This window comes from Streptococcus mitis SK575, from assembly GCF_000257865.1.
In the GTDB taxonomy this organism is placed as follows: domain Bacteria; phylum Bacillota; class Bacilli; order Lactobacillales; family Streptococcaceae; genus Streptococcus; species Streptococcus mitis_CQ.
Genome location: NZ_AICU01000022.1, coordinates 1 through 24,584 on the forward strand (window position 1 = coordinate 1; position 24,584 = coordinate 24,584).

At 36.0% G+C, this 24,584-nt stretch carries 23 protein-coding genes and 1 other annotated feature (1 of these 24 running past the window's edge); of the genes, 21 read left to right on the forward strand and 2 right to left on the reverse strand.

From position 1 onward, the window contains the following. Nucleotides 1-102: 102 nt before the first annotated feature. Both HMPREF1048_RS04390 and HMPREF1048_RS04395 read right to left on the reverse strand, forming a co-directional pair. Nucleotides 103-489 carry a bleomycin resistance protein gene (locus HMPREF1048_RS04390; RefSeq protein WP_000386226.1) on the reverse strand — a complete coding sequence of 129 codons (387 nt, stop codon included), beginning with the start codon at nucleotides 487-489 and terminating at the stop codon, nucleotides 103-105. An 11-nt stretch (nucleotides 490-500) separates the two neighbouring features. Then, nucleotides 501-1,328: an exodeoxyribonuclease III gene (locus HMPREF1048_RS04395; protein ID WP_000767478.1), complete on the reverse strand. Its 828-nt coding sequence runs from the start codon at nucleotides 1,326-1,328 to the stop codon at nucleotides 501-503. A gap of 220 nt (nucleotides 1,329-1,548) precedes the next feature. Between HMPREF1048_RS04395 and HMPREF1048_RS04400 the strand changes: the two genes are divergently transcribed. From HMPREF1048_RS04400 to HMPREF1048_RS04490, 21 genes are all read left to right on the forward strand, one after another. After that, entirely contained in the window at nucleotides 1,549-2,448 is a 900-nt protein-coding gene (locus HMPREF1048_RS04400) for a CPBP family intramembrane glutamic endopeptidase (RefSeq protein WP_000066796.1), read from the forward strand. Then, the gene (locus tag HMPREF1048_RS04405) at nucleotides 2,432-2,719 is read left to right on the forward strand and encodes an autorepressor SdpR family transcription factor (protein ID WP_000006509.1); all 288 of its coding nucleotides are present in this window, start codon (nucleotides 2,432-2,434) and stop codon (nucleotides 2,717-2,719) included. The genes HMPREF1048_RS04400 and HMPREF1048_RS04405 overlap by 17 nt, the downstream gene beginning before the upstream one ends. Continuing rightward, nucleotides 2,700-3,341 (forward strand): SdpI family protein, encoded by a 642-nt coding sequence (locus HMPREF1048_RS04410; RefSeq protein WP_000694118.1) that lies wholly within the window; start codon nucleotides 2,700-2,702, stop codon nucleotides 3,339-3,341. Before HMPREF1048_RS04405 ends, HMPREF1048_RS04410 begins: the two co-directional genes overlap by 20 nt. Nucleotides 3,342-3,467: 126 nt before the next feature. Beyond that, entirely contained in the window at nucleotides 3,468-3,923 is a 456-nt protein-coding gene (locus HMPREF1048_RS04415; protein WP_000675343.1) for a DUF3290 family protein, read from the forward strand. Continuing rightward, nucleotides 3,920-4,555 (forward strand): DUF421 domain-containing protein, encoded by a 636-nt coding sequence (locus HMPREF1048_RS04420; RefSeq protein ID WP_000174458.1) that lies wholly within the window; start codon nucleotides 3,920-3,922, stop codon nucleotides 4,553-4,555. The genes HMPREF1048_RS04415 and HMPREF1048_RS04420 overlap by 4 nt, the downstream gene beginning before the upstream one ends. Nucleotides 4,556-4,609: 54 nt before the next feature. Continuing rightward, a complete protein-coding gene (locus HMPREF1048_RS04425) occupies nucleotides 4,610-6,355 on the forward strand; it encodes an ABC transporter ATP-binding protein (RefSeq protein ID WP_000022591.1) in 1,746 nt (581 codons plus the stop codon). Continuing rightward, nucleotides 6,345-8,087, forward strand: coding sequence for an ABC transporter ATP-binding protein (locus tag HMPREF1048_RS04430; RefSeq protein WP_001180028.1), 1,743 nt, complete (start codon nucleotides 6,345-6,347; stop codon nucleotides 8,085-8,087). Before HMPREF1048_RS04425 ends, HMPREF1048_RS04430 begins: the two co-directional genes overlap by 11 nt. A gap of 218 nt (nucleotides 8,088-8,305) precedes the next feature. Continuing rightward, on the forward strand, nucleotides 8,306-8,998 hold the full coding sequence (locus tag HMPREF1048_RS04435) for a sugar transferase (protein ID WP_000922212.1): 693 nt from the start codon (nucleotides 8,306-8,308) through the stop codon (nucleotides 8,996-8,998). 42 nt (nucleotides 8,999-9,040) lie between these two features. Further along, the gene (locus tag HMPREF1048_RS04440) at nucleotides 9,041-10,267 is read left to right on the forward strand and encodes a DegT/DnrJ/EryC1/StrS family aminotransferase (protein ID WP_001134513.1); all 1,227 of its coding nucleotides are present in this window, start codon (nucleotides 9,041-9,043) and stop codon (nucleotides 10,265-10,267) included. Between the two features lie 921 nt (nucleotides 10,268-11,188). Further along, on the forward strand, nucleotides 11,189-13,297 hold the full coding sequence (locus tag HMPREF1048_RS04445; protein WP_000834744.1) for a glycosyl hydrolase family 28-related protein: 2,109 nt from the start codon (nucleotides 11,189-11,191) through the stop codon (nucleotides 13,295-13,297). Then, on the forward strand, nucleotides 13,281-14,027 hold the full coding sequence (locus HMPREF1048_RS12570; protein WP_000239018.1) for a protein phosphatase 2C domain-containing protein: 747 nt from the start codon (nucleotides 13,281-13,283) through the stop codon (nucleotides 14,025-14,027). Before HMPREF1048_RS04445 ends, HMPREF1048_RS12570 begins: the two co-directional genes overlap by 17 nt. A 57-nt stretch (nucleotides 14,028-14,084) precedes the next feature. Further along, nucleotides 14,085-14,726, forward strand: a complete 642-nt coding sequence (locus HMPREF1048_RS04450) for a phosphate signaling complex PhoU family protein (protein WP_000945327.1) — start codon at nucleotides 14,085-14,087, stop codon at nucleotides 14,724-14,726. Nucleotides 14,727-14,738: 12 nt separating this feature from the next. Continuing rightward, on the forward strand, nucleotides 14,739-16,214 hold the full coding sequence (galT, locus tag HMPREF1048_RS04455; RefSeq protein ID WP_000848793.1) for a UDP-glucose--hexose-1-phosphate uridylyltransferase: 1,476 nt from the start codon (nucleotides 14,739-14,741) through the stop codon (nucleotides 16,212-16,214). A gap of 12 nt (nucleotides 16,215-16,226) precedes the next feature. Beyond that, nucleotides 16,227-17,237: a UDP-glucose 4-epimerase GalE gene (gene galE / locus HMPREF1048_RS04460; protein ID WP_000996573.1), complete on the forward strand. Its 1,011-nt coding sequence runs from the start codon at nucleotides 16,227-16,229 to the stop codon at nucleotides 17,235-17,237. Between the two features lie 183 nt (nucleotides 17,238-17,420). Beyond that, on the forward strand, nucleotides 17,421-18,080 hold the full coding sequence (locus HMPREF1048_RS04465) for a DUF1868 domain-containing protein (protein WP_000793813.1): 660 nt from the start codon (nucleotides 17,421-17,423) through the stop codon (nucleotides 18,078-18,080). 24 nt (nucleotides 18,081-18,104) lie between these two features. Then, nucleotides 18,105-19,172, forward strand: a complete 1,068-nt coding sequence (locus HMPREF1048_RS04470; protein ID WP_000738377.1) for an extracellular solute-binding protein — start codon at nucleotides 18,105-18,107, stop codon at nucleotides 19,170-19,172. A 102-nt stretch (nucleotides 19,173-19,274) separates the two neighbouring features. Continuing rightward, entirely contained in the window at nucleotides 19,275-20,285 is a 1,011-nt protein-coding gene (locus HMPREF1048_RS04475) for an ABC transporter ATP-binding protein (RefSeq protein ID WP_000589137.1), read from the forward strand. Nucleotides 20,286-20,296: 11 nt separating this feature from the next. After that, complete coding sequence (locus HMPREF1048_RS04480) at nucleotides 20,297-21,988, forward strand: ABC transporter permease (RefSeq protein WP_001216191.1); 1,692 nt, start codon at nucleotides 20,297-20,299, stop codon at nucleotides 21,986-21,988. 2 nt (nucleotides 21,989-21,990) lie between these two features. Beyond that, nucleotides 21,991-22,701, forward strand: coding sequence for an MgtC/SapB family protein (locus HMPREF1048_RS04485; protein ID WP_001149045.1), 711 nt, complete (start codon nucleotides 21,991-21,993; stop codon nucleotides 22,699-22,701). 95 nt (nucleotides 22,702-22,796) lie between these two features. After that, nucleotides 22,797-23,165 carry a hypothetical protein gene (locus tag HMPREF1048_RS0102115; RefSeq protein WP_000656298.1) on the forward strand — a complete coding sequence of 123 codons (369 nt, stop codon included), beginning with the start codon at nucleotides 22,797-22,799 and terminating at the stop codon, nucleotides 23,163-23,165. 107 nt (nucleotides 23,166-23,272) lie between these two features. Next, a complete protein-coding gene (locus HMPREF1048_RS04490; RefSeq protein WP_000789953.1) occupies nucleotides 23,273-24,274 on the forward strand; it encodes a LacI family DNA-binding transcriptional regulator in 1,002 nt (333 codons plus the stop codon). A gap of 220 nt (nucleotides 24,275-24,494) precedes the next feature. Then, nucleotides 24,495-24,584: a binding site (T-box leader), on the forward strand (it continues 136 nt past the right edge of the window).

Sequence of the window (24,584 nt, forward strand, 5' to 3'; positions counted from 1 at the left end):
TAGAAGATTTTTTCATCATAAAAGACATATTATCAAGTTTCTTCAAGACCTGCTAATATGCCTTTTTCTAACTTTAAAGACTTTTTCCCAATCTTTATTATTCTATTCACTAAATCTTAAAAAATAACCATCTGGATCCAAGACTGCAAACTCGTGAGGATAGATATAGTGATCCCCAACACGAAATTCTCTTTTTGTCAGTTGACGATGGATGGGATAGTTAGCTGACAGCAGATTTTGGTAGAGCTGGGGTACATCCTTGATGCCAAAGGAAATATTGACACCGCGCCCGAAAGGATAGGTCAGTTGGGCTAATTCTTCTGCGCTGCCTTCTTCTAACATGAGCTGGCAGTCTTCAAGCGAGAGGAAGAGAAATTTCTCCTCGGGGCGCTCGTATTCGACAGAGAATCCCAACAAGTCGCAGTAGAAGTGGCGCGACTGTTCGATGTCAGATACTACAAATTCAGGAATGACAGCTTGATAGTCCATTCGTTTTCTCCTTAGAGTTCAATCTCCATGACAATGGGTGTGTGGTCTTGGCGCGCACCGGAGTCAATCATATCAGACTTGGTCACCTTGTCAGCCACGCGGTTGCTTGTCAGCCAGTAGTCGATTCTCCAGCCTGTATTGTTGATTTTAGAAGTCTTGCTGCGTTGTGCCCACCAAGTGTAGCGTTCTGGAACATCGCCATGAATATGGCGGAAGGTGTCGGTAAATCCAGTTGCCAAGAGGTTGGTAAATCCAGCACGTTCCTCGTCGGTAAATCCTGGTGAACGGCGGTTGCTAGCAGGATTTGCAAGGTCGATTTCATTGTGGGCTACATTGTAGTCACCGGTCGCAAGGACTGGTTTTTCTTTGTCTAGTTCAGCCAAGTACTCAGCATATTTGACATCCCAGATTTGGCGTTCTTCCAAGCGTTTGAGGCCATCGCCAGCGTTTGGAGTGTAAACTTGCGTTACGAAAAATTCATCAAATTCTAGAGTGATGATACGGCCTTCCAAGTCCATGGTAGACGGAGCACCGATTTCTGGGAAAGTGACAGTGGGTGTGAGTTCTTTCTTATAGAGGAACATGGTTCCAGCATAGCCTTTACGGGCAGGCTCTTGGGAAGAGCGCCACGTGTTTTCGTAGCCTGGGAAGAGTTCTTCTAAAATTTCCAAGTGTTTCTTTGTAGGCCCTTTGGCAGAAAGCTTGGTTTCTTGGATAGCGATGATATCAGCATTTTCTTCAACAAGGGTTTGTAGGACTTCTTGGGACAATTTGGCACGAGCTGAGTCACTAGTTAGGGCTGCGTTAAGAGAATCAATATTCCATGAGATAAGTTTCATAAAGTTACCTTTTTCATTCAGATTATAGATTTTATTATACCAAAAAAAGGTCTATTTCCCCAACGTATGGTTTGAAAAATCACTCTTTAGACTTTATCCTGAGAAAATAAAAATTCCCTAAACTATTTAGAAAAAAATCTAAATAGTTCTTGTATTTAGAATGGAAAGGTGTATAATGTTATTTAGAAAAACATCTAAATAGAAAGTGAAGTGTACAAATATGTCAAATAAGAGAACAATCCTTCTTTTTGTGGTCTTGGCTTATGCCCTTGCTTGGATAATATGGTTGGCACTATGGCTAAGTGGTGTTGGTCTAAATTCTCCATGGAGTCAGCTTGCTAGTATTGTAGCCATGTGGATGCCTGCACTTGCAGTCTTTCTCTTAGGGAAAATCACGAATCAACCTGGTGGAATCAAATCTAAATTAGTTGTGAATCTCAAGAGCAACTGGCGCTTTTACTTACTAGCTATCTGGTTACCAGCAGTCATCAGTTTTTTAGGAGCAGGACTTTATTTTCTTGTATTCCCTAGCAATTTCAGCCTTGGTTTTGAATCTATTCAAGCCATCTTACAAGAAAAAGGTGTCTCTCAATCAACCATTCCCTTATCTTTCTTGGCCTTGATTCAAATCTTAGCTAGTTTGACCTACGCTCCTTTTCTTAATAGTTTCTTTGCATTGGGGGAGGAAATTGGTTGGCGTGGCTATCTTTACCCAGCTCTAAGAGGACGCTTTTCAATAGTCCAGACTCATGTCTTGCTTGCTCTCATTTGGAGTCTATGGCATTTACCAATCAATTTACAAGGCTATAATTATGGAATATCTTATTTTGCTTATCCTGTTTTGGGAGTTGTCGCCATGTTTCTATTTTGTTTTAGCCTAGGAATATTGTTAAGCTGGTTGTTGGAAAAGACAGGCTCTATCTGGGCTTCAGCCCTATTTCATGGGGCAATCAATGCAACTGCAGGTCTTGGGTTACTATTTCAATTACCAGGAGAAAAAGTTTCAATCCTCTTGATTTTAGGCCCATCACCGACCGGAATGCTATCAGTTCTACCTTGCTTATTCCTAGCCCTACTAATATTACAAAGGGAAAGGAGTCATTATGAGTTTTGCAAATAGTTTTAAAGCCTTATCTCATCCAGTTAGGAGAGAGATTTTAAATTTACTCAAAGCAGGTAGATTATCTGCTGGAGAAATTGCCAGTCAATTCGAGTTGACAGGTGCAACTATTTCACACCATCTCACGATTTTGAAAGCAGCGGATTTGATTCATGAAATGAAAGAAAAAAACTTTATTTATTATGAGTTAAATACATCGGTTTTAGAGGATATAATGGTTTGGTTAGCAGATCTGAAAGGAGATCATTTTGATGAAGATAAAAATCAATAAGAAATTGGTATTATTTACGAGCATTCTCATCCTACTACCTTCCCTTGTAGGTTGTGTTTTCTGGAATCAATTACCAGAGGAGATACCCACTCATTTTAATCTACTGGGTCAAGCAGATGGCTACAATCATAAAATGTTTGCTATCTTTGGATTACCTACTCTCATGCTTTTGATGCATTGGTTGCTTCTATTTTTAATGATTAAGGATCCTAAATCTAGCAATATCAGTTCAAAAATACAAGTTTTGATTTACTGGATTATTCCTTTTGTATCTTGTCTATTAATGATTTCTATCTTCGGAGAATCTTTGGGTTATTCCATGATGAGTGGGCTACTAGCTCAGATTTTTATGGGAGTCGTTATGATCGTAATTGGAAATTATCTACCAAAAACACACCGAAATTATATAATCGGTATTCGACTTCCGTGGACCTTGGAGAGTGATAAAAACTGGAGAAAAACACATCGATTAGCTGGAAAAATTTGGGTGTTAGGAGGATTGTTATTGTTTCTAAATTCCTTTGTTCAAATATATGTTTACTGGGTGTTTTTCTTGACACTTCTACTTGTGGTGTTGATGCCTGGTGTTTATTCATATCAATTATCAAAATCAGAATCTTGAAATAGCTACTGGAGTCATTAGTTTGAGAAGTTGGTCTGATAAGTCTATTTACCCAACGTATGGCTTGAAAAATCACTCTCTTTCGTTTATAATTAAGAATGATTTTATGAAAGGGAGTGAAAATAAATGAAATTTTACTCATATGACTATGTACTTAGCCAAATCAGTCAGCAAAATGGAATGATGATTGGCTTTGGGATTGTGCTCCTAGCTATCACAGGATTTTTTGCTTTTAAAGCCTATCGAGATAAAAAGGGGACTAAGTTTCGGGAATTGGTCATGATTTTGGCCTTGACCTTGGTGGCCATGCTTTTGGTGACAATCTCAAAATACCAGACCAATCAAGCCTCTAACAACCAATTTCAAACTTCACTTCATTTCATAGAGGTTGTTTCCAAAGACTTGGGAGTGGATAAATCAGAAGTTTATGTCAATACTTCTGCAGCCACTGATGGAGCACTTATCAAGGTAGGTTCAAATTTCTATCGTGCCATGAACGGGAGCCAACCAGACAAGTATCTTTTAGAGAAATTAGAATTGCATCAAACAGACGCTATTGAATTGGTGGAGGTAAACAAATGACACTCAATTATATGGAAATTTTAATCAAACTGGCCTTGGGTCTTTTCTCGCTTGTTTTTGTTATCAATGTGACAGGAAAGGGAAATCTGGCGCCTAACTCTGCGACAGACCAAATTCAGAACTATGTTCTCGGTGGTATTATCGGTGGGGTGATTTACAATAGTTCTATTAGCATTCTCCAGTACGCAGTGATTTTGATGATGTGGACGATTTTGGTTTTGACCCTCAAGTGGCTTAGTAACAATGTTCATTTTGTCAAACGCTTGATTGATGGTAAGCCAACTCTCCTCATCAAAAATGGTCAGATTGACCCAGAAGCCTGTCGTTCAGTTGGTTTGTCTGCAGCGGAAGTAGCCCTCAAGCTTCGTAGCCAAGGGATTTTCCAGATGAAGCAGGTCAAACGCGCTGTGCAGGAGCAAAATGGCCAACTCATCGTGGTCCAAATGGGAGATGAAAATCCTAAGTATCCAGTTGTGACTGACGGTGTGATACAAGTCGATGTTTTGGAGTCGATTGGTCGTAACGAAGAGTGGTTGCTTGATAACCTCAGCAAGCAAGGGCATGACAATGTAGCCAATATCTTTATCGCTGAGTATGACAAGGGTGCGGTCACAGTCGTAACCTATGAATAAGAAAAACCTGGGGTCTTGGCCTCAGGTTTCTATTTGCAATCAGAAAGGGATGTTATGTCCATTATTCAAAAACTTTGGTGGTTTTTCAAGTTAGAAAAACGCCGTTATTTAGTCGGGATTGTGGCTCTGGTCTTGGTTTCCGTCCTCAACCTCATTCCCCCAATGGTTATGGGGAGGGTCATTGATGCCATCACATCGGGGCAATTAACCCAGCAGGACCTCCTTCTTGCCCTATTTTACTTGCTTCTTTCAGCCTTTGGGATGTACTATCTGCGCTATGTTTGGCGTATGTATATCCTTGGGACTTCCTACCGTTTGGGACAGATTATGCGCTCTCGCTTATTTGAACATTTCACAAAAATGTCTCCAGCTTTTTATCAAACCTACCGGACGGGGGACCTGATGGCACACGCAACCAATGATATCAATGCCCTAACGCGTCTGGCAGGGGGTGGTGTTATGTCTGCCGTGGATGCCTCTATCACGGCTTTAGTGACCTTGATGACCATGCTCTTTAGCATTTCATGGCAAATGACCTTGGTTGCCATTCTACCCCTGCCTTTCATGGCTTATGCGACCAGTCGTCTAGGGAGAAAGACCCACAAGGCTTTTGGCGAATCACAGGCTGCCTTTTCTGAACTCAATAACAAGGTGCAGGAGTCTGTATCAGGTATCAAAGTGACCAAGTCTTTCGGTTACCAGGCGGACGAGCTCAAGTCCTTTCAGACAGTCAATGAATTGACCTTCCAAAAGAACCTGCAAACCATGAAATACGATAGTCTCTTTGACCCTATGGTTCTCTTATTTGTTGGTTCCTCCTATGTTTTAACGCTCTTGGTAGGCTCCTTGATGGTTCAGAAAGGGCAAATTACGGTTGGTAATCTGGTCACTTTTATCAGTTATTTGGATATGCTGGTTTGGCCTCTTATGGCCATCGGCTTCCTCTTTAATATTACTCAGCGAGGGAAAGTTTCCTACCAGCGGATTGAGGAACTTTTGTCTCAGGAATCACCTGTACAAGACCCTGAGTTTCCTCTAGACAGTATTGAAAATGGGCGCTTGCAGTATGCCATTGATAGTTTTGCATTTGAAAATGAGGAAACACTGACAAATGTTCACTTTAGTTTGGAAAAAGGGCAAACATTGGGATTAGTTGGTCAGACAGGCTCTGGGAAAACGTCCTTGATTAAACTCCTCTTGCGTGAATACGATGTGGATAAGGGAGCCATTTATCTAAACGGTCACGATATTCGTGACTACCGTTTGACAGACCTTCGTAGTCTCATGGGCTACGTCCCTCAGGACCAGTTCCTCTTTGCGACTTCAATCTTAGATAATATTCGCTTTGGGAATCCTGATTTACCACTTTCAGCGGTCGAGGAAGCGACTAAGCTAGCCCAAGTTTACCAAGACATTGTAGCCATGCCTCAGGGATTTGATACGTTGATTGGTCAAAAGGGAGTCAGTCTTTCTGGAGGTCAAAAGCAGCGTCTGGCCATGAGTCGGGCTATGATTTTAGACCCTGATATCTTGATTTTGGATGATTCTTTGTCGGCCGTGGATGCCAAGACGGAGTATGCGATTATCGACAACCTCAAGGAGACGCGAAAGGACAAGACAACCATTATCACTGCCCATCGCCTCAGTGCGGTTGTTCATGCAGATTTGATTTTGGTTCTGCAAAATGGTCAAATTATTGAACGGGGTACGCACGAAGACTTGCTAGCCTTAGATGGCTGGTATGCCCAAACCTACCAGTCTCAGCAGCTGGAAATGAAGGGAGAAGAAGATGCAGAATAAGAAAGAACAATGGGCTGTATTGAAGCGCTTGATGTCTTATCTCAAGCCTTATGGACTCCTTACCTTTTTGGCACTCAGTTTTCTACTAGCGACGACGGTCATCAAAAGTGTCATTCCCCTTGTGGCTTCCCACTTTATCGACCAGTATCTCAGCAATCTCAACCAACTCGCTGTGACCGTTTTGCTGGTCTACTATGGCCTTTATATCCTACAAACTCTGGTCCAGTATGTCGGCAATCTTCTCTTTGCACGGGTGTCATACAGTATTGTTAGAGATATTCGTCGGGATGCTTTTGCCAATATGGAAAAACTGGGTATGTCTTACTTTGACAAGACGCCAGCAGGCTCCATCGTCTCTCGTTTGACAAATGACACCGAGACAATCAGTGATATGTTTTCGGGGATTTTATCTAGCTTTATCTCAGCAGTTTTCATCTTTCTGACAACCCTTTATACCATGTTGGTGTTGGATTTTCGTTTGACGACTTTAGTCCTGCTCTTTCTCCCCTTGATTTTCCTTTTGGTCAATCTCTATCGGAAAAAATCAGTGAAAATCATTGAGAAAACCAGAAGTCTCTTATCTGATATCAATAGCAAGCTGGCTGAAAACATCGAGGGAATCAGAATAATCCAGGCCTTTAATCAAGAGAAGCGCCTACAGTCAGAGTTTGATGAAATCAACCAAGAACACTTGGTCTATGCCAACCGTTCTGTAGCCTTGGATGCCCTCTTTTTGCGCCCTGCCATGAGTTTGCTGAAACTCCTAGGCTATGCAGTTTTAATGGCTTATTTTGGCTACCGTGGACTTTATCTGGGAATAACGGCCGGGACCATGTATGCCTTTATCCAGTATATCAATCGTCTCTTTGATCCCCTGATTGAAGTGACGCAAAATTTTTCGACCCTTCAAACGTCTATGGTTTCTGCAGGTCGTGTATTTGCCTTGATTGACGAGAGGACCTATGAGCCTCTTCAAGAAAATGGACAGACCGAGATCAAAGAAGGCAACATCCGTTTTGAACATGTATGTTTCTCTTATGATGGCAAACATCCGATTCTGGATGATATCTCTTTTTCTGTTAAGAAGGGTGAGACCATTGCTTTTGTGGGGCATACAGGTTCTGGGAAATCTTCGATTATCAATGTTCTCATGCGCTTTTATGAATTTCAGTCAGGGCGAGTTCTCTTGGATGGTGTGGATATCAGGGACTACAGTCAGGAAGAACTGAGAAAAAATATCGGTCTAGTCTTGCAGGAACCCTTCCTCTATCATGGGACCATCAAGTCCAATATCGCCATGTACCAAGATATCAGTGATGAGCAGGTTCAGGCTGCAGCTGCCTTTGTGGATGCAGATTCCTTTATTCAGGACCTTCCGCTGGGATATGATGCACCTGTTTCCGAACGTGGTTCGAGCTTTTCTACTGGACAGCGTCAGCTTCTTGCCTTTGCCAGAACAGTTGCTAGTCAGCCTAAAATCTTGATTTTGGATGAAGCGACAGCCAATATTGACTCTGAAACAGAAAGCTTGGTTCAAGCTTCTCTGGCGAAGATGAGACAGGGGCGGACAACCATTGCCATTGCCCACCGCCTTTCTACCATCCAAGACGCCAACTGCATCTATGTTTTGGACAAGGGGCGCATTATCGAGAGTGGAACCCATGAGGAACTCTTGGCCTTGGGAGGAACCTATCACAAGATGTATAGCTTGCAGGCAGGGGCCATGGCCTAATACTCTTTGAAAATCTCTTCAAACCATGTCAGCTTTATCTGCAACTTCAAAGCTGTGTATAGAGCAGTTTGCGGCGAGCTTCCTAGTTTGCTCTTTGATTTTCATTGAGCATAAGAAGGAAATCCTTCAAATTACAGATTTCTTTCACCGCCTTTTCCATTTTGTGGTATAATGAAAAATGTTGACAAATAGTATAATAAAAACAAAGGAGAAACAGCATGCTGAAATGGGAAGACTTGCCCGTGGAAATGAAATCAAGCGAGGTTGAGTCTTACTACCAGCTTGTCTCTAAAAGGAAGGGTTCGCTGATTTTCAAGCGTTGTTTGGACTGGGTTTTGGCCTTGGTTGTACTGGTTCTGACCTCTCCCATCTTTCTCATTTTGAGCATTTGGATCAAGTTGGATAGCAAGGGGCCAGTGATTTACAAGCAAGAGCGCGTGACCCAGTACAATCGATCTTTCAAGATTTGGAAGTTCCGTACCATGGTGACAGATGCAGACAAAAAAGGAAGTCTGGTGACTTCTGCTAACGATAGCCGAATTACCAAGGTTGGCAATTTCATCCGCCGTGTGCGTTTGGATGAACTGCCTCAGTTGGTCAATGTCCTTAAAGGCGAAATGTCCTTTGTTGGTACACGACCTGAAGTGCCACGCTACACAGAGCAGTATAGCCCTGAAATGATGGCAACCTTGCTTTTGCCAGCAGGGATTACCTCTCCAGCCAGCATCAACTACAAGGATGAGGACACTATCATCAGTCAAATGACGGAGAAAGGTCTGTCGGTTGACCAAGCCTATGTCGAACACGTCCTTCCTGAAAAGATGCGCTATAACCTCGCCTATCTCCGAGAGTTTAGTTTCCTTGGAGACATCAAAATCATGTTTCAAACCGTGTTTGAAGTGCTAAAATAAAGTAGTCATGAGAGAATGAGTACAGATAAAAGGAGCAAATCAATGCCAAATTACAATATTCCATTTTCACCACCCGATATTACGGAAGCAGAAATTGCTGAAGTAGCGGATACCCTGCGTTCTGGTTGGATCACAACAGGTCCTAAGACAAAAGAACTAGAGCGTCGCTTGTCTCAATACACACAGACGCCTAAGACTGTCTGCCTCAATTCTGCAACTGCCGCTCTTGAGTTGATTTTGCGCGTCTTGGAAGTTGGACCTGGTGATGAAGTCATCGTTCCAGCCATGACTTATACAGCTTCATGTAGTGTCATCACTCACGTGGGAGCAACCCCTGTCATGGTGGATATCCAAGCAGATACGTTTGAGATGGACTATGACCTTCTGGAGCAAGCAATCACTGAAAAGACAAAGGTGATCATCCCAGTAGAGCTCGCAGGGATTGTTTGCGACTACGACCGTTTGTTCCATGTAGTGGAGAAGAAACGTGATCTCTTTACTGCTTCAAGCAAGTGGCAAAAAGCCTTTAACCGTATTGTGATTGTTTCTGATAGTGCCCATGCTTTGGGATCTACATATAAAGGACAACCAGCTGGTTCTATCGCTGACTTTACTTCCTTCTCATTCCACGCCGTTAAGAACTTTACAACAGCAGAGGGTGGAAGTGCCACTTGGAAAGCTAATCCAGCGATTGATGATGAAGAGATGTACAAGGAATTCCAAATCCTTTCCCTTCACGGCCAAACTAAGGATGCTCTTGCCAAGATGCAACTGGGCTCATGGGAATACGATATCGTAACACCAGCTTACAAGTGTAACATGACCGATATCATGGCTTCACTTGGTCTGGTACAATTGGACCGCTATCCAAGTTTATTGCAACGTCGTAAGGACATTGTGGACCGCTATGATCGTGGTTTTGCAGGTTCTCGCATCCATCCTTTGGCACACAAGACTGAAACTGTCGAATCTTCACGTCACCTCTACATTACCCATGTAGAAGGAGCAAACTTAGAAGAACGCAATCTTATCATCCAAGAATTGGCCAAAGCAGGAATTGCAAGTAACGTCCACTACAAACCGCTTCCGCTCTTGACAGCCTATAAGAATCTTGGTTTTGATATGGCGAATTATCCTAAGGCCTATGCCTTCTTTGAAAATGAAATTACGCTCCCTCTTCACACTAAATTAAGCGATGAAGAAGTGGACTATATCATTGAGACTTTCAAAACAGTTTCTGAAAAAGTGCTAACTTCATCAAAAAAATGACAAACTACAGTCAAGTAATAGTGATTCTGTTTCTAAAAAGTCTAATTGAGTGTAAAACTGTTGTTTTCAATTGAAAGTCCTATAGTAAAATGAAATAAAAACAGGACAAATCAATCAGGATAGTCAAATTAATTTCTAGCAATATTTTAGAAGCAAAGGTGTACTCTTATAGTTTCAATATACTGTATGGTTTGAAATGAGATGTGAGCAATTTGGTGTAGCATTTAGAATTTTTATTAGGCATCATTTAGAAAATGTAGTGTCTTGTTCTAGTTTTCAATTCACCCTATTTTTTGAAAGACGCGAGTTTCCACGAATGAGGTTGTGGAAACTCGCGTCTTTCTTTTTTGTTTTCAGAATATTGTTCAAAGTTTTGAGACTATTTTTCATGTTCTAGTCATTCTTTTGAAATAATCTATAAAACACGTGTCTACAATGATCTATATGTCCTATTCCAGTATTTTAGAAGAACTGCGTCTATTTTTATAGAGCTTGAATCTAGCTTTTATAGAAAATCTATTTAAGAAATATATTGTATTGTTTTGATTTCAATCCGCTATATGAACGATATTCATGTAAATATACCTGGTGAATGCTTGCATGACAAGATATTTGTTCTTGTATTTATAAATTAGTATTTTACGAGATATCAACATGCTTTAAATACAGTGAATAGGATATTTTTATGTTCAAGCTAAGAAAGATAGTAATCACTTTTGAATGGAAGGTTAAAGAATTATTAGAAGTATGGTTAGATATATAAATGGTCACGCTTTCACAATTTTGATATTTTATTGTGTTATTCCTTGACAATTTTGATTTAAAAATATATTATAAAGAAAATGACAGCGGTGTCATTTTCTGGTATGGAATTTATATGAATATTAAATTAGGACATAATATTTTTAATTGGAGGCTAATATGAAATCTTTTCAACAAAATGAGGTTTTCTCTATTCGTAAGTCTAAGGTGGGAGTTTGCTCAGTTCTCTTAGCGGTTTTATTTATTGGAACACAAAGTGTTTTAGCTAATGAAGTAGTTGGTGAAACTTCTTCGTCTAAAGATAATATGCAAATGAACTCTTTGTTGAGTAGCACATCTACATCATTATCTGCGGAACCCCATTCTGATACTCTCAGTCTTGATAACAATTCAAGTTTAAGTACTGATAATAATGGAGGAGTGAGTATTAATCAAAATAAACCTGATATAACAAATGATACTATGATTGGTAACATCTCTGGGATGGAAGTGAATACTATTTTAAGTACTAATCTGAACGAACACGTAGCTTTGAATGTTAAAGATTATGGAGCAATAGGTGACGGGGTTAATGATGATCGTCAAGCAATTCAAGATACAATAGATGCTGCAGCTAAAGGACTAGGTGGAGGAAATGTATATTTTCCTGAAGGAACTTATTTAGTAAAAGAAATTGTTTTTTTAAAAAGTCATACACACTTAGAATTGAATGAGAAAGCTACAATTCTAAATGGTATAAATATTAAGAATCACCCTTCCATTGTTTTTATGACAGGTTTATTTACGGATGATGGTGCGCAAGTAGAATGGGGCCCAACAGAAGATATTAGTTATTCTGGTGGAACTATTGATATGAACGGTGCTTTGAATGAAGAAGGAACTAAAGCAAAAAATCTACCACTTATAAATTCTTCAGGTGGATTTGCAATTGGAAACAGTACTAATGTCACAATTCGAAATGTAACTTTCAAAGATAGTTATCAGGGGCATGCTATTCAAATTGCAGGTTCGAAAAATGTATTAGTTGATAATTCTCGTTTTCTTGGGCAAGCCTTACCCAAAACGATGAAGGATGGGCAAATTATAACCAAGGAGAGCATTCAGATTGAACCATTAACTAGAAAAGGTTTTCCTTATGCCTTGAATGATGATGGGAAAAAATCTGAAAATGTGACTATTCAAAATTCCTATTTTGGCAAAAGTGATAAATCTGGAGAATTAGTAACAGCAATTGGCACACACTATCAAACATTGTCGACACAGAACCCCTCTAATATTAAAATTTTAAATAATCATTTTGATAACATGATGTATGCAGGTGTACGTTTTACAGGATTTACTGATATTTTAATTAAAGGAAATAGATTTGATAAGAAAGTAAAAGGAGAAAGTGTACATTATAGAGAAAATGGTGCAGCCTTAATAAATGCTTATAGTTATAAAAATGTAAAAGATGAACTTGATTTAAATAAGAAAGTCGTTATTACTGAAAATACATTTTATATTTCTGATCCTAAAACAAAGGCTATTAGAGTAGCAAAAGATAGTGCAGAATATTTAGGAAAAGTATCAGATATTACTGTAACAAAAAATGTAATTAATAATAATTCTAAGGAAACAGAACAACCAAATATTGAATTATTACGAGTTAGTGATAATTTAGTAGTGTCAGAGAATAGTATATTCGGTGGTAAAGAAGGAATTGTTATTGAGGATTCAAAGGGTAAAATAACCGTTTTAAATAACCAATTTTATAATTTATCCGGTAAGTATATATCATTCATCAAATCTAATGCAAATGGGAAAGAACCTGTTATACGTGATAGCGATGGTAATTTCAATATTGTAACGGAGAATGGGCTTTACAAAATTGTAACAAATAATTTAAGTGATAAAAACGAAAAAGAAAAAAACAAAGAGGAAAAATTTAAAACAAGTTCATATGTGCATGAAAAACAATCTAATTCAAATAATGTAATTGATAGTAACCAGAAGAACGGAGAGTTTAACTCAAGTAAAGATAATAGACAAATTAATGACAAGATCGACAATAAACAAGATAATAAGACAGAAGAAGTGAACCATAAAATAGTTGGAGATGGCATAGAAACTGAAAATCATATTAATAAATCTAAAGAAATAGTAGATGTAAAACAAAAATTACCAAAGACTGGTTCGAACAAGATTATGGAACTATTCTTAACAGTGACAGGAATTGGTTTACTTTTGACACTAAAAGGGTTGAAGTATTATGGTAAAGATAAATAAAATTTGTTCGATACAAGGAAGTTCCGTAGAAAATGAGGATGCTGTAGGTTCACAAAATCAGTATTTTTGGATTATTGATGGAGCTACAGATTTATATAATTCTAAAGAGGAGATAGGTTATTCAGTCTCAGAAGTTGTACATATTTTATCAGAAAGTTTGTCGGTTAATTGTAAAGAATCAAAAACTCTTAAACAAATATTTGAAACTGCTTTACTCGAGGTTAAAGATGAAATCGGTTTAAACTCATATGAATTAACAGAGTATTATCGCTTACCAACATTTGCTTTTATATTTGCTAAACTTTCAGAAAAAAAGTTGGAGTATATGATGCTAGGTGACTGCGTCATGTTAGTAAACGAAATGGAAATAACTGATCATAGAGTAGATAACTTATTTGAAAAAGGGAAAAATGAGATAAAAGACTCAATTGGTACAAATAGTGTTTTAAATAAAAAAATTATTTTACAAAAAATCAGAAAATTATCTAATCAACCGAGTGGGTACTGGATAGGTTCGTTGGATGAGAGATTTTTAGACCATGCTATTATTAATCAAATAGATGTTACTAGTGAACAAATTGTTTTAATGAGCGATGGCTTTTATGAATTCTATCAAAATAATCAAAATAAAACTTTTGAAGAGTTAATTAAGATGAGATTTAATTCTTCTGCTATTGATCCAATCTATGGAAAGAAAGATGATGCAAGTATTGTAGTTATTGATGTTTGATATATTGTTTAAAATATTAATTGTTACTATTGAACTTTGTTAAGAAGAGGTACCTAAATGTTAAGGTTATATTTAGAAAATGAAATTATAGAATTATCAAATAATTTAGAGACCATTTGGGTATCTGTGCTTGATAAATATGAGAAGTTATTTGAATATTTATCAAATGAAGAACGAATAGAATTGATTAAAGAAGATTTAATCATAAATGAGTCAGTTCTAAATGTTGATAAAAAAGGATATGAGTTAATTTGTTTACAACATCCCGTTTCATATGACTTAAGAAGAATTATTAGTGTAATAAAAATATCAACTGACATTGAACGTATTGGGGATAGAATTGTTGAAATTTTAAAAAATCTACAGATTATTCAAAATAATGAAATTTTGAAGAAAATTATTTCAGAAATAAAAATACTTCATGAAGTTATCGGACTGCATATGAATAGGGCTATATCTTGTTATAGAGAGGAACAATCTGGATGTTTAGATATGGTTGTTATACAAAAACAGAATGAGATAGAAGAGCTTAGTACAAATATTGAAAAGAAAATAATGAATTACATATTTGAAGATGATGGGAATGTTTCTGAAGTAATTGGTGCTTTAGATATTATTCATCACCTTGATAAAATTGCTCATACTACGCAATCAATTTATAAATGGATAATGTATAGAAAATATGGGAACATAAATTAGAAAGAAAAATATATGAAAACAATTATTGATAATTTTGTTGATAGAGTAATTGAATACGGAATGTATAATGAAATTGACAAAATATATGTGAAAAATAGAGTACTAGCGTTAATAGGTGAGGAGGAAACTGATCGCATTTCCGATGAAAATGACCTGAAACAAATAAAAGATTACTTAGTGGAAATCGCCTTAAAAAACGGTAAAATTAAAGATTTAATCGAGGAAAAGGAATGTTTAGGAGCAGAGTTAATGAATTTCATAGTTCCTTTACCTAGTCGATTAAATGATATTTTTTGGAGTTCATATGATATATCACCTCAAGAAGCAGTTGAAGAGTTTTATAAGTTAAGTAAAGATAGTGATTATATTAAAACTTCTGCTATTGCTAAGAATATTGAGTTTCGATCATCAACTAAATACGGAGAGCTAGAGATTACGATAAATTTGTCAAAACCCGAAAAAGATCCAAAAACAATTGCTGCTGAAAAATTAGTAAAAGCAACTAATTATCCCAAATGTTTACTATGTATGGAAAATGAAGGATATCAGGGGCGAATAAATTATCCAGCACGTTCGAATCATAGAATTATTCGGTTGAAACTTGGTGACGAAGTATGGGGATTCCAGTATTCTCCCTACTCATATTTTAATGAGCATGCGATATTTTTAAATAGTCAACATGTACCAATGGCTATTACCTCTAAAACATTTGAACAATTATTGGAGATTGTTGATATTTTGCCAGGATATTTTGCTGGTTCAAATTCTGATCTTCCTATCTCAGGAGGCTCCATTCTTAGTCATAACCACTACCAGGGAGGGAAACATATTTTCCCAATGGAAAAAGCAAAATTTGAGAGTGAATTTCGTTTTAAAGACTTTGAGGATGTTAATGCTGGTATTGTAAAATGGCCAATGTCAGTAATTAGGTTACAAAGTGAAAATAAAAATCGATTGTTAGATTTAGCTAATAAAATTCTAAATAAGTGGAGAGAATATTCAGATTTAGAAGTAGACATCATTGCTATGACTGAAGATGTCCCACACCATACGGTGACTCCTATTGCTCGTAAAGTGGACGGGAGATATGAATTAGATATTGTTCTAAGAGATAATCATACTACTGAACAATACCCAGATGGTGTTTTCCATCCTCATCAAGATGTACAACATATTAAAAAGGAAAATATCGGGTTAATCGAAGTGATGGGACTTGCGATATTACCACCTCGTTTGAAACCAGAGTTAGAAGAAGTTGGAAAATATCTTTTAGGAGAGGATAACGCAATTGCGGATTATCATTTAGAATGGGCCGACCAATTGAAAGAAAAATATCCTCGCATTAATAAAGAAGAGGTTCATAGCGTAGTTCAACATGAAGTAGGGCAAGTATTTGCGAGAGTTCTCGAAGATGCAGGTGTTTATAAGAATACTCAAACCGGACAAGAAGCATTTATGAGATTTGTTAAATCGGTTGGAATTAATTAGGAGGAAGTAAAAATGGCAATATTGGTAACAGGCGGAGCTGGTTATATTGGTAGCCATACCGTAGTAGAATTACTAAATTTAGGTAAGGAAGTCGTTATTGTCGACAACCTTTCAAACTCAAGCATTTTAGTATTAGATCGTATTGAAGCAATTACAGGGCAACGTCCTGCGTTTTACGAATTAGATGTTTGTGATAAACAAGGATTGAGAAAAGTTTTTGAACAAGAATCTATTGAGGCTGCAATTCATTTTGCAGGATACAAAGCTGTCGGCGAATCCGTGCAAAAGCCTGTAATGTATTACGAAAATAATATTATGAGCACATTAGCTCTTGTTGAAGTGATGTCAGAGTTTAATGTTAAAAAGATTGTATTTTCATCGAGTGCGACTGTATACGGCGTTCACAATCAGTCTCCCCTTATTGAGACGATGCCGACAAGTGCAACGAATCCGTATGGGTACACAAAAGTGATGCTTGAACAAATTTTAAAAGATGTTCATGTAGCAGATTCAGAGTGGAGTATTGCGTTGCTTCGTTATTTCAATCCGATTGGTGCTCATGAGTCGGGGTTGATTGGAGAAGATCCATCAGGCATTCCTAACAACTTAATGCCTTTTATTGCACAAGTAGCGGTAGGTAAGCGACCAGAGCTAAGTGTTTTTGGAGATGATTATGATACGGTAGATGGTACTGGTGTTCGCGATTATATCCATGTAGTAGATTTAGCAATAGGACATATAAAAGCTTTAGAAAAAGTATCTGAAAAAACAGATGTTTATATCTATAACCTAGGCTCGGGAGAAGGCACTAGTGTATTACAACTTGTAAATACATTTGAAAGTGTTAATAAGATCCCTATTCCTTATAAAATAGTTCCAAGACGTTCAGGAGACGTTGCAACTTGTTATGCAAATGCAGACAAAGCATATAAGGAATTAAATTGGAGGACAACAAAATCAATTGAAGACATGTGTAGAGATACATGGAATTGGCAATCAAAAAATCCCAATGGCTATAATTGATGATACTGTTTATATGAGTGCTGTATTTTGGAAAAATTACTTAACCTTTTAATGAAATGCATATTTAATGAAAGATAAATTTTTTTAAAAAAATGTTTGAAAGCGCTTGACAAAGGAAACGGTTTCATTGTATAATGTAAACAAGATGACACCGATGTCAAATATAAAAAAGAAGGTCTTTATATGAAAAACTTAACAAAAATTAAGTTCAAAGAGAATGGGGAATTTAATCATTTCCCTGGGAATACAGTTGTAGCAAATCTTTATACTAAACAAGATTTGATGGAAGTTGTTGATATTATTCAATCACGTTATAGAGAATTACCATTTATCGATAAGTTTACTTTAACTCCAAGGAATTCTATTCACATGACTGTAATTGAATTGTTGTGCCATGAAAATCGTGAAACGGAGTTTTGGAGCAGTAATCTTCCTCTAGATACACCTTTACAGGAAATACATGATTACTTTGCTAAACAACTTGAAATTTTTCCATTGTTGGATGAAGAAATTCATATGCGTGTAACTGAAATGGGAAAACAAAACATATTAGTTGAACCTGCAGATGAAGCTTCTGCAAAGAGATTAGAAGAAATTCGTACTTATGTCTCAGAAAAAGCAGGTGTTCGTTTCCCTAATCATGATAGATATCAATTCCATATTTCAATTGGATATCTTCGGATTCCTTTAACCGAACAGGAGGAAGAAGAGTTTACTAAAGTCAGAGCAGAATTAACTGAAATTTTATTAGAGAAGATTCCAACTATTACTGTAAACCGTATTGACTATACTGTATTTGAAGATATGAGACAATTTGTTCCATATCACGAAAAATTTAAATAAAATAATAAAAAAGGAGAACTTATCATGAAAAAAATGAAAGTTTGGTCTACTGTACTTGCAACGGGAGTTGCTCTTACTACACTTGCTGCTTGCTCTGGAGGTTCAAATTCTACGACTGCTTCTTCATCTGAAGAAAAAGCTGATAAAAGTCAAGAATTAGTAATCTATTCGAACTCAGTCTCAAATGGTCGTGGTGATTGGTTAACTGCTAAAGCAAAAGAAGCTGGTTTTAATATCAAAATGGTTGATATCCCTGGCGCTCAATTAGCAGACCGTGTTATTGCTGAGAAGAATAATGCAGTTGCAGATATGGTATTTGGAATTGGTGCTGTTGATTCAAATAAAATTAGAGATCAAAAATTACTAGTACAGTACAAGCCTAAATGGTTAGATAAAATTGATCAATCTTTATCAGATAAAGATAATTATTATAATCCTGTGATTGTTCAACCATTAGTTTTAATTGGGGCGCCTGATGTAAAAGAAATGCCTAAAGATTGGACAGAATTAGGTAGTAAGTATAAAGGTAAATATTCAATTTCTGGTCTTCAAGGTGGTACAGGACGTGCAATTCTAGCAAGTATCTTAGTTCGATACCTTGATGATAAAGGTGAATTAGGTGTTTCCGAAAAAGGTTGGGAAGTAGCAAAAGAATATTTGAAAAATGCATACACTCTTCAAAAGGGAGAAAGTTCAATTGTTAAGATGTTAGACAAAGAAGATCCAATACAATATGGAATGATGTGGGGTTCTGGTGCATTAGTTGGACAAAAAGAACAAAATGTTGTTTTCAAAGTTATGACTCCTGAGATTGGTGTACCATTTGTAACTGAACAAACTATGGTTTTAAGCACTAGTAAAAAACAAGCGTTAGCTAAAGAATTTATTGATTGGTTTGGTCAATCAGAAATTCAAGTAGAATATAGTAAGAACTTTGGATCTATTCCTGCAAATAAAGATGCCCTCAAAGATCTACCAGAAGATACTAAGAAATTTGTTGATCAAGTGAAACCACAAAATATTGACTGGGAAGCTGTTGGAAAGCATTTGGATGAATGGGTAGAAAAAGCTGAATTAGAATACGTACAATAAGAAATAAGAGTTAATTTTTATGTCCAAGTCTCTCTATTATTTCTAAATTTATGGAAGAAATAAAGAGAGGCTTTTGGTTTAGTAATAGAGGGAGTTAGTGAGATGATTAAATTTGATAATATTCAAATTAAATATGGTGATTTTGTTGCAATTGATAATCTGAATTTAGATATACATGAAGGGGAATTTTTTACATTTCTTGGGCCTTCAGGATGTGGTAAATCAACTACTTTGAGAGCATTGGTAGGTTTTCTAGATCCATCATCAGGAAGTATTGAAGTTAATGGAACAGATGTCACTCATTTGGAACCTGAAAAGCGTGGAATTGGTATTGTATTTCAATCTTATGCGCTATTTCCAACTATGACTGTTTTTGATAATATTGCATTTGGTTTAAAAGTTAAGAAGGTAGCTCCAGATGTTATTAAAGCTAAAGTATCAGCAGTAGCAGCAAAAATTAAGATCTCTGATCAACAGTTACAGCGTAATGTATCAGAATTATCTGGGGGTCAACAACAAAGGGTAGCATTGGCTCGTGCTCTGGTTCTTGAACCTAAAATTCTTTGTCTAGATGAACCATTGTCAAACCTTGACGCAAAATTACGTGTAGATTTGAGAAAAGAGCTGAAAAGACTTCAAAAAGAGTTAGGTATTACTACTTTATATGTTACTCATGATCAAGAGGAAGCCTTAACTTTATCTGATAGAATTGCAGTCTTTAACAATGGATACATCGAACAGGTCGGTACACCTGTAGAGATTTATCATAATTCTCAAACTGAATTTGTATGTGATTTTATTGGCGATATTAATGTTTTGACCGATGAAACAGTCCACGAAGTATTACTGAAAAATGCAAGCGTTTTCTTAGAAGATAAAAAAGGATACATTCGATTAGAGAAAGTTCGATTCAATCGTGAAACTGAACAAGATTTCATTCTAAAAGGGACAATTATTGATGTTGAGTTTTCTGGAGTTACAATTCACTATACAATAAAAGTTTCTGAAAGTCAGATTCTTAATGTAACAAGTATTGATAGTCAGGCTGCTATTAGATCTGTCGGAGAAAGTGTGGACTTATTTATCACACCATCAGACGTTCTGCAATTTTAAGGAGGTGCAGTATGCGTCATAAATTAAATTTAAAAGATTGGCTTATTCGTTTAGGGTTAATCTGGTTCCTAGTAACATTTATTATTTATCCAAACTTTGATCTAGTAGTGAATGTATTTGTAAAAGGAGGAGAATTTTCCCTTGAAGCTGTACATCGTGTTCTAAAATCTGAGAGGGCACTTCAGAGTATTATGAACAGTTTTAAGTTAGCATTTTCACTCATTATTACAGTTAATGTCGTAGGTATTCTTTGTGTTCTATTTACAGAGTACTTTGATATTAAAGGTGCTAAAATTTTAAAATTAGGCTATATGACCTCTTTAATTTATGGAGGAGTGGTTTTAGCGACTGGATATAAATTTGTCTATGGTCCTTATGGATTGATAACAAAATTTTTACAAAATGTTATCCCTTCTTTAGACCCTAACTGGTTTATTGGGTATGGTGCAGTCTTATTCATTATGACATTTTCAGGAACTGCTAATCATACATTGTTTTTAACAAATACAATTCGAAGCGTTGACTATCACACTATTGAGGCTGCACGAAATATGGGAGCAAAACCATTTACTGTTTTCCGAAAAGTAGTGTTACCAACCTTAATTCCAACTCTATTTGCACTTACTATTATGGTTTTTCTTAGTGGTTTATCTGCAGTAGCAGCACCCATGATTGTTGGTGGTAAAGGATTTCAAACTATAAATCCAATGATTATTACATTTGCAGGGATGGGGAATTCTCGTGATTTAGCTGCCTTACTTGCAATTATTTTAGGTATTGCAACTACAATTTTGCTTACTATCATGAATAAGATAGAAAAAGGTGGAAATTATATTTCTATCTCTAAGACTAAAGCGCCTCTTAAAAAACAAAAAATTGCATCTAAGCCTTGGAATATCATTGCTCACATTGTAGCATATGGATTGTTTACAGTTTTCATGCTTCCACTAATTTTTATAGTATTATACTCATTTACAGATCCAGTTGCAATTCAAACAGGTAACTTAACATTATCAAACTTTACTTTAGAAAATTATCGCTTATTCTTTAGTAATAGTGCGGCATTCTCTCCATTCTTGGTCAGCTTTATTTATTCTATTATCGCTGCGACAACAGCAACAATTCTCGCAGTTGTATTTGCTCGAGTTGTCAGAAAACATAAATCTCGCTTTGATTTCTTATTTGAATATGGTGCTCTACTTCCTTGGTTACTACCAAGTACACTTTTAGCAGTAAGTTTATTATTTACTTTTAATCAGCCACAATTTCTTGTCTTGAATCAGATTTTGGTAGGTAGTTTGGTAATTCTACTTATTGCATATATAGTTGTAAAAATCCCATTTTCTTATAGAATGGTACGTGCTATTTTATTTAGTGTTGATGATGAGATGGAAGATGCAGCAAGAAGTATGGGTGCTTCACCTTTTTATACTATGATGAAGGTTATCATTCCATTTATTTTACCGGTTGTTCTCTCTGTTATTGCTTTAAACTTTAACTCTTTATTAACTGACTTCGACTTATCTGTATTTCTTTACCATCCATTAGCTCAACCGCTGGGTATAACTATTCGTTCAGCAGGTGATGAAACAGCAACTTCAAATGCTCAAGCACTTGTGTTCGTTTATACTATTGTATTAATGATAATTTCTGGTTCTGTATTATACTTTACTCAGAGACCAGCTAGTAGAAAAAGGAAATAATAATGCAGGCAACAAGCTTAGGACTATCATATATCGAAATTGTATTAAGAATTGTACTTTCATTAGTTATTGGTGGTGTAATTGGTTTAGAGAGAGGAAGTAAATCTCAACCAGCAGGTATTCGTACACATAGTATTGTTTGTCTGGCTGCATGTTTAATTATGATGACTAATGAGTATGTATCTTATAAATTTGGTACAGGAGATCCTACACGCTTAGGTGCGCAAGTTATATCAGGTGTTGGTTTTCTTGGGGCTGGAACAATACTTATTACAGATAAAAAGAAAATAACTGGTTTAACAACTGCAGCCGGAATATGGGCTTCAGCTGGAATCGGTCTAGCTATAGGTGTTGGTTTTTATGAAGGAGCCGTACTAGGAGCAATTTCTGTTTGGAGTGTTATAACTATGTTCCAACCTTTAAAAAAATATCTTCAAAGTCGTTCAAAGATAATCGAATTGTATATCGTTGTTAGATCTACAGAGGCATATAATCGGGTACTAGTATACTGTGCTGAGAATGGCATTAGAATGACTGATTCTAGAACTGCATTTGGAGATGTTAATTCAGAAAGAATTGAATATTTTGATGTTCCAGAAAAAAAAATCGCGTCATTTATTACTCTGGAATTATCAGGAAGATTTGAACATCTTCGTTTGATGGAAGAAATTGCTAATATTGTAGGTGTTATTTATGTCGAAGAAATTAGCTGAAATTTAGTAAACAAAGGGACAGATGTTTTTGTCCTTTTGTTTTTTAAATGTTTTAATCATCTAATTTTTGAGTAGATTTTTGCTCAGAGGTTTTTATGAAAGATTATAAAATCTATTTTGATTTAGGTAAAATAGAATATTTTGATAATAATTGTTTGATACAAGTATACAAATTTATTTCTTTTTATGATATTTGTGAAATGGTGTTTGCCTTTCATTTACCTCCTGATGAGTTGATAACAAATGTTATTTTTAAAGAAAAAATTAACTCTATGTTAGAATGTTACATTGACAGGCTATTATATGTTTTTATAAATCCTACAAATTTTACTGAAAAAGTTAATCTAGAATTTTATGGGAGTTTTTTCTCATATGAATTTATTTGTCGTGAAGTTGGAAACATTCTTAAAAATAAAGGTGTGAAATGCAATTTAAACTTTTTTGAAGGGGAAGAATATTTGTAAAATTAATTTTGTGGATTTGTTGATCTTAAATAATTTACTAAATTCTCTTGTTAAAAAAAATTAAATATTGTATAGTAATATTAGAATGTTCGTAATGGAGGACTGAAATGAAAAATATAAATGGGAAAAAGGTAACTATTTATGATATTGCACGTTTATCAGGTTTTTCTCCAAAAACAGTTTCACGAGTTATTAATGGTGGAGTAAATGTTAAAGAAGAAACTTATCAAGCGATTCAAAAAGTTATAGAAGAATTGTCGTATATTCCAAATGCATATGCAAGAAATTTAACTAAAAAAGAAGCTATAAATATATTGATTTCTGTAAAAAAAATCGACTCTTTTCCTTTAATTTGGTTCCAAACTTTATTAGATAAAGTTTTACAAACTTGTAAAGAGTATGGTGTTAACGCTATTGTTGAATATTTTAGTGAAGAGGATACAATTAGTAATTCAATAATCTCGAGTACAGGAAGTTTGATAGATGGTGTAATAGTATTTTATGAAAGTAAAGAAGATATTCGGATTAATTACTTACAAAAGAATAAAATTCCATTCATAGTTTTTGGAGAATCTAGAACACCTAATGTTGTGTATGTTTCTAACAACAATTTTCAGGCCACTTATGACATGATGAAATTAGTATCAAAAGAAAACATTAATAGTATGTGGTTGCTTATGGGAGGAGAATCCCTTGTTAATATGGATCGAGAGAGAGGGGTTCGTGCTTTTTTAAATGATAAAAACTATGAAATGGATTTGAAAGTTGTATATGGTCTAACTACAATAGATTCGGTTTATTCATATGCTACAAGACATCTATCTAATCAAAATTATCCTGATTTGGTTTTTGTATCCGGGGATGAGAAAGTACAGGGATTGATTCGTGCTTGCTATGAGAAGGAAATTACTATTCCTGATGATATTTCAATAATCGGATTTGACAATATTCCAATTTCTCAATATTACACTCCAGCTTTATCTACAATTTCTCCTAATTATGTTAAATTAGCTCAAGAAATGATTGAAGGGGTATTAGCAATTATAAAGGGGGAAAGTGTCACATCTGTTGAAGTTTCTACTAAACTTGTTAGGAGACAGAGTTTCTAGTATTGTTTAATTCTTGAAAATCCTAATGGAAAAGATGGAGTGTTCTAAAGTAAGTTCTGTTTAGCATCTATTCAGTTTCTATTGAGTTGGATCCAATTTCTAACAAGTGGGACATTTTCACGTTCGATTTACTAAAGACATTATCACATTCGAATCACACATCTTTCAAAAAAATCGTAAAAAAGTCTTGACAAAGAAAAAACAAAGTATTAAAATGAGTTCAACAAATCAGAAAAGTAACTATTTTTAATCTTCAGGGAGCCTGTGGTGATTGTGAACAGGTGGTTGGAAGTAGTGAAAGTGGGCTGAT

Excerpts from the sequence above, each read along its gene's own strand:
- HMPREF1048_RS04425 (WP_000022591.1), top strand. The coding sequence starts at position 4,610 with ATGTCCATTATTCAAAAACTTTGGTGGTTTTTCAAGTTAGAAAAACGC.
- HMPREF1048_RS04450 (WP_000945327.1), top strand. The coding sequence starts at position 14,085 with ATGTTAAGGTTATATTTAGAAAATGAAATTATAGAATTATCAAATAAT.
- HMPREF1048_RS04480 (WP_001216191.1), top strand. The coding sequence starts at position 20,297 with ATGCGTCATAAATTAAATTTAAAAGATTGGCTTATTCGTTTAGGGTTA.
- HMPREF1048_RS04435 (WP_000922212.1), top strand. The coding sequence starts at position 8,306 with ATGCTGAAATGGGAAGACTTGCCCGTGGAAATGAAATCAAGCGAGGTT.
- HMPREF1048_RS04485 (WP_001149045.1), top strand. The coding sequence starts at position 21,991 with ATGCAGGCAACAAGCTTAGGACTATCATATATCGAAATTGTATTAAGA.
- HMPREF1048_RS04445 (WP_000834744.1), top strand. The coding sequence starts at position 11,189 with ATGAAATCTTTTCAACAAAATGAGGTTTTCTCTATTCGTAAGTCTAAG.
- HMPREF1048_RS04470 (WP_000738377.1), top strand. The coding sequence starts at position 18,105 with ATGAAAAAAATGAAAGTTTGGTCTACTGTACTTGCAACGGGAGTTGCT.
- HMPREF1048_RS04490 (WP_000789953.1), top strand. The coding sequence starts at position 23,273 with ATGAAAAATATAAATGGGAAAAAGGTAACTATTTATGATATTGCACGT.
- HMPREF1048_RS04415 (WP_000675343.1), top strand. The coding sequence starts at position 3,468 with ATGAAATTTTACTCATATGACTATGTACTTAGCCAAATCAGTCAGCAA.
- HMPREF1048_RS04410 (WP_000694118.1), top strand. The coding sequence starts at position 2,700 with ATGAAGATAAAAATCAATAAGAAATTGGTATTATTTACGAGCATTCTC.
- HMPREF1048_RS0102115 (WP_000656298.1), top strand. The coding sequence starts at position 22,797 with ATGAAAGATTATAAAATCTATTTTGATTTAGGTAAAATAGAATATTTT.
- galE (WP_000996573.1), top strand. The coding sequence starts at position 16,227 with ATGGCAATATTGGTAACAGGCGGAGCTGGTTATATTGGTAGCCATACC.
- galT (WP_000848793.1), top strand. The coding sequence starts at position 14,739 with ATGAAAACAATTATTGATAATTTTGTTGATAGAGTAATTGAATACGGA.
- HMPREF1048_RS12570 (WP_000239018.1), top strand. The coding sequence starts at position 13,281 with ATGGTAAAGATAAATAAAATTTGTTCGATACAAGGAAGTTCCGTAGAA.
- HMPREF1048_RS04400 (WP_000066796.1), top strand. The coding sequence starts at position 1,549 with ATGTCAAATAAGAGAACAATCCTTCTTTTTGTGGTCTTGGCTTATGCC.
- HMPREF1048_RS04430 (WP_001180028.1), top strand. The coding sequence starts at position 6,345 with ATGCAGAATAAGAAAGAACAATGGGCTGTATTGAAGCGCTTGATGTCT.
- HMPREF1048_RS04440 (WP_001134513.1), top strand. The coding sequence starts at position 9,041 with ATGCCAAATTACAATATTCCATTTTCACCACCCGATATTACGGAAGCA.
- HMPREF1048_RS04390 (WP_000386226.1), bottom strand. The coding sequence starts at position 489 with ATGGACTATCAAGCTGTCATTCCTGAATTTGTAGTATCTGACATCGAA.
- HMPREF1048_RS04420 (WP_000174458.1), top strand. The coding sequence starts at position 3,920 with ATGACACTCAATTATATGGAAATTTTAATCAAACTGGCCTTGGGTCTT.
- HMPREF1048_RS04475 (WP_000589137.1), top strand. The coding sequence starts at position 19,275 with ATGATTAAATTTGATAATATTCAAATTAAATATGGTGATTTTGTTGCA.
- HMPREF1048_RS04465 (WP_000793813.1), top strand. The coding sequence starts at position 17,421 with ATGAAAAACTTAACAAAAATTAAGTTCAAAGAGAATGGGGAATTTAAT.
- HMPREF1048_RS04405 (WP_000006509.1), top strand. The coding sequence starts at position 2,432 with ATGAGTTTTGCAAATAGTTTTAAAGCCTTATCTCATCCAGTTAGGAGA.
- HMPREF1048_RS04395 (WP_000767478.1), bottom strand. The coding sequence starts at position 1,328 with ATGAAACTTATCTCATGGAATATTGATTCTCTTAACGCAGCCCTAACT.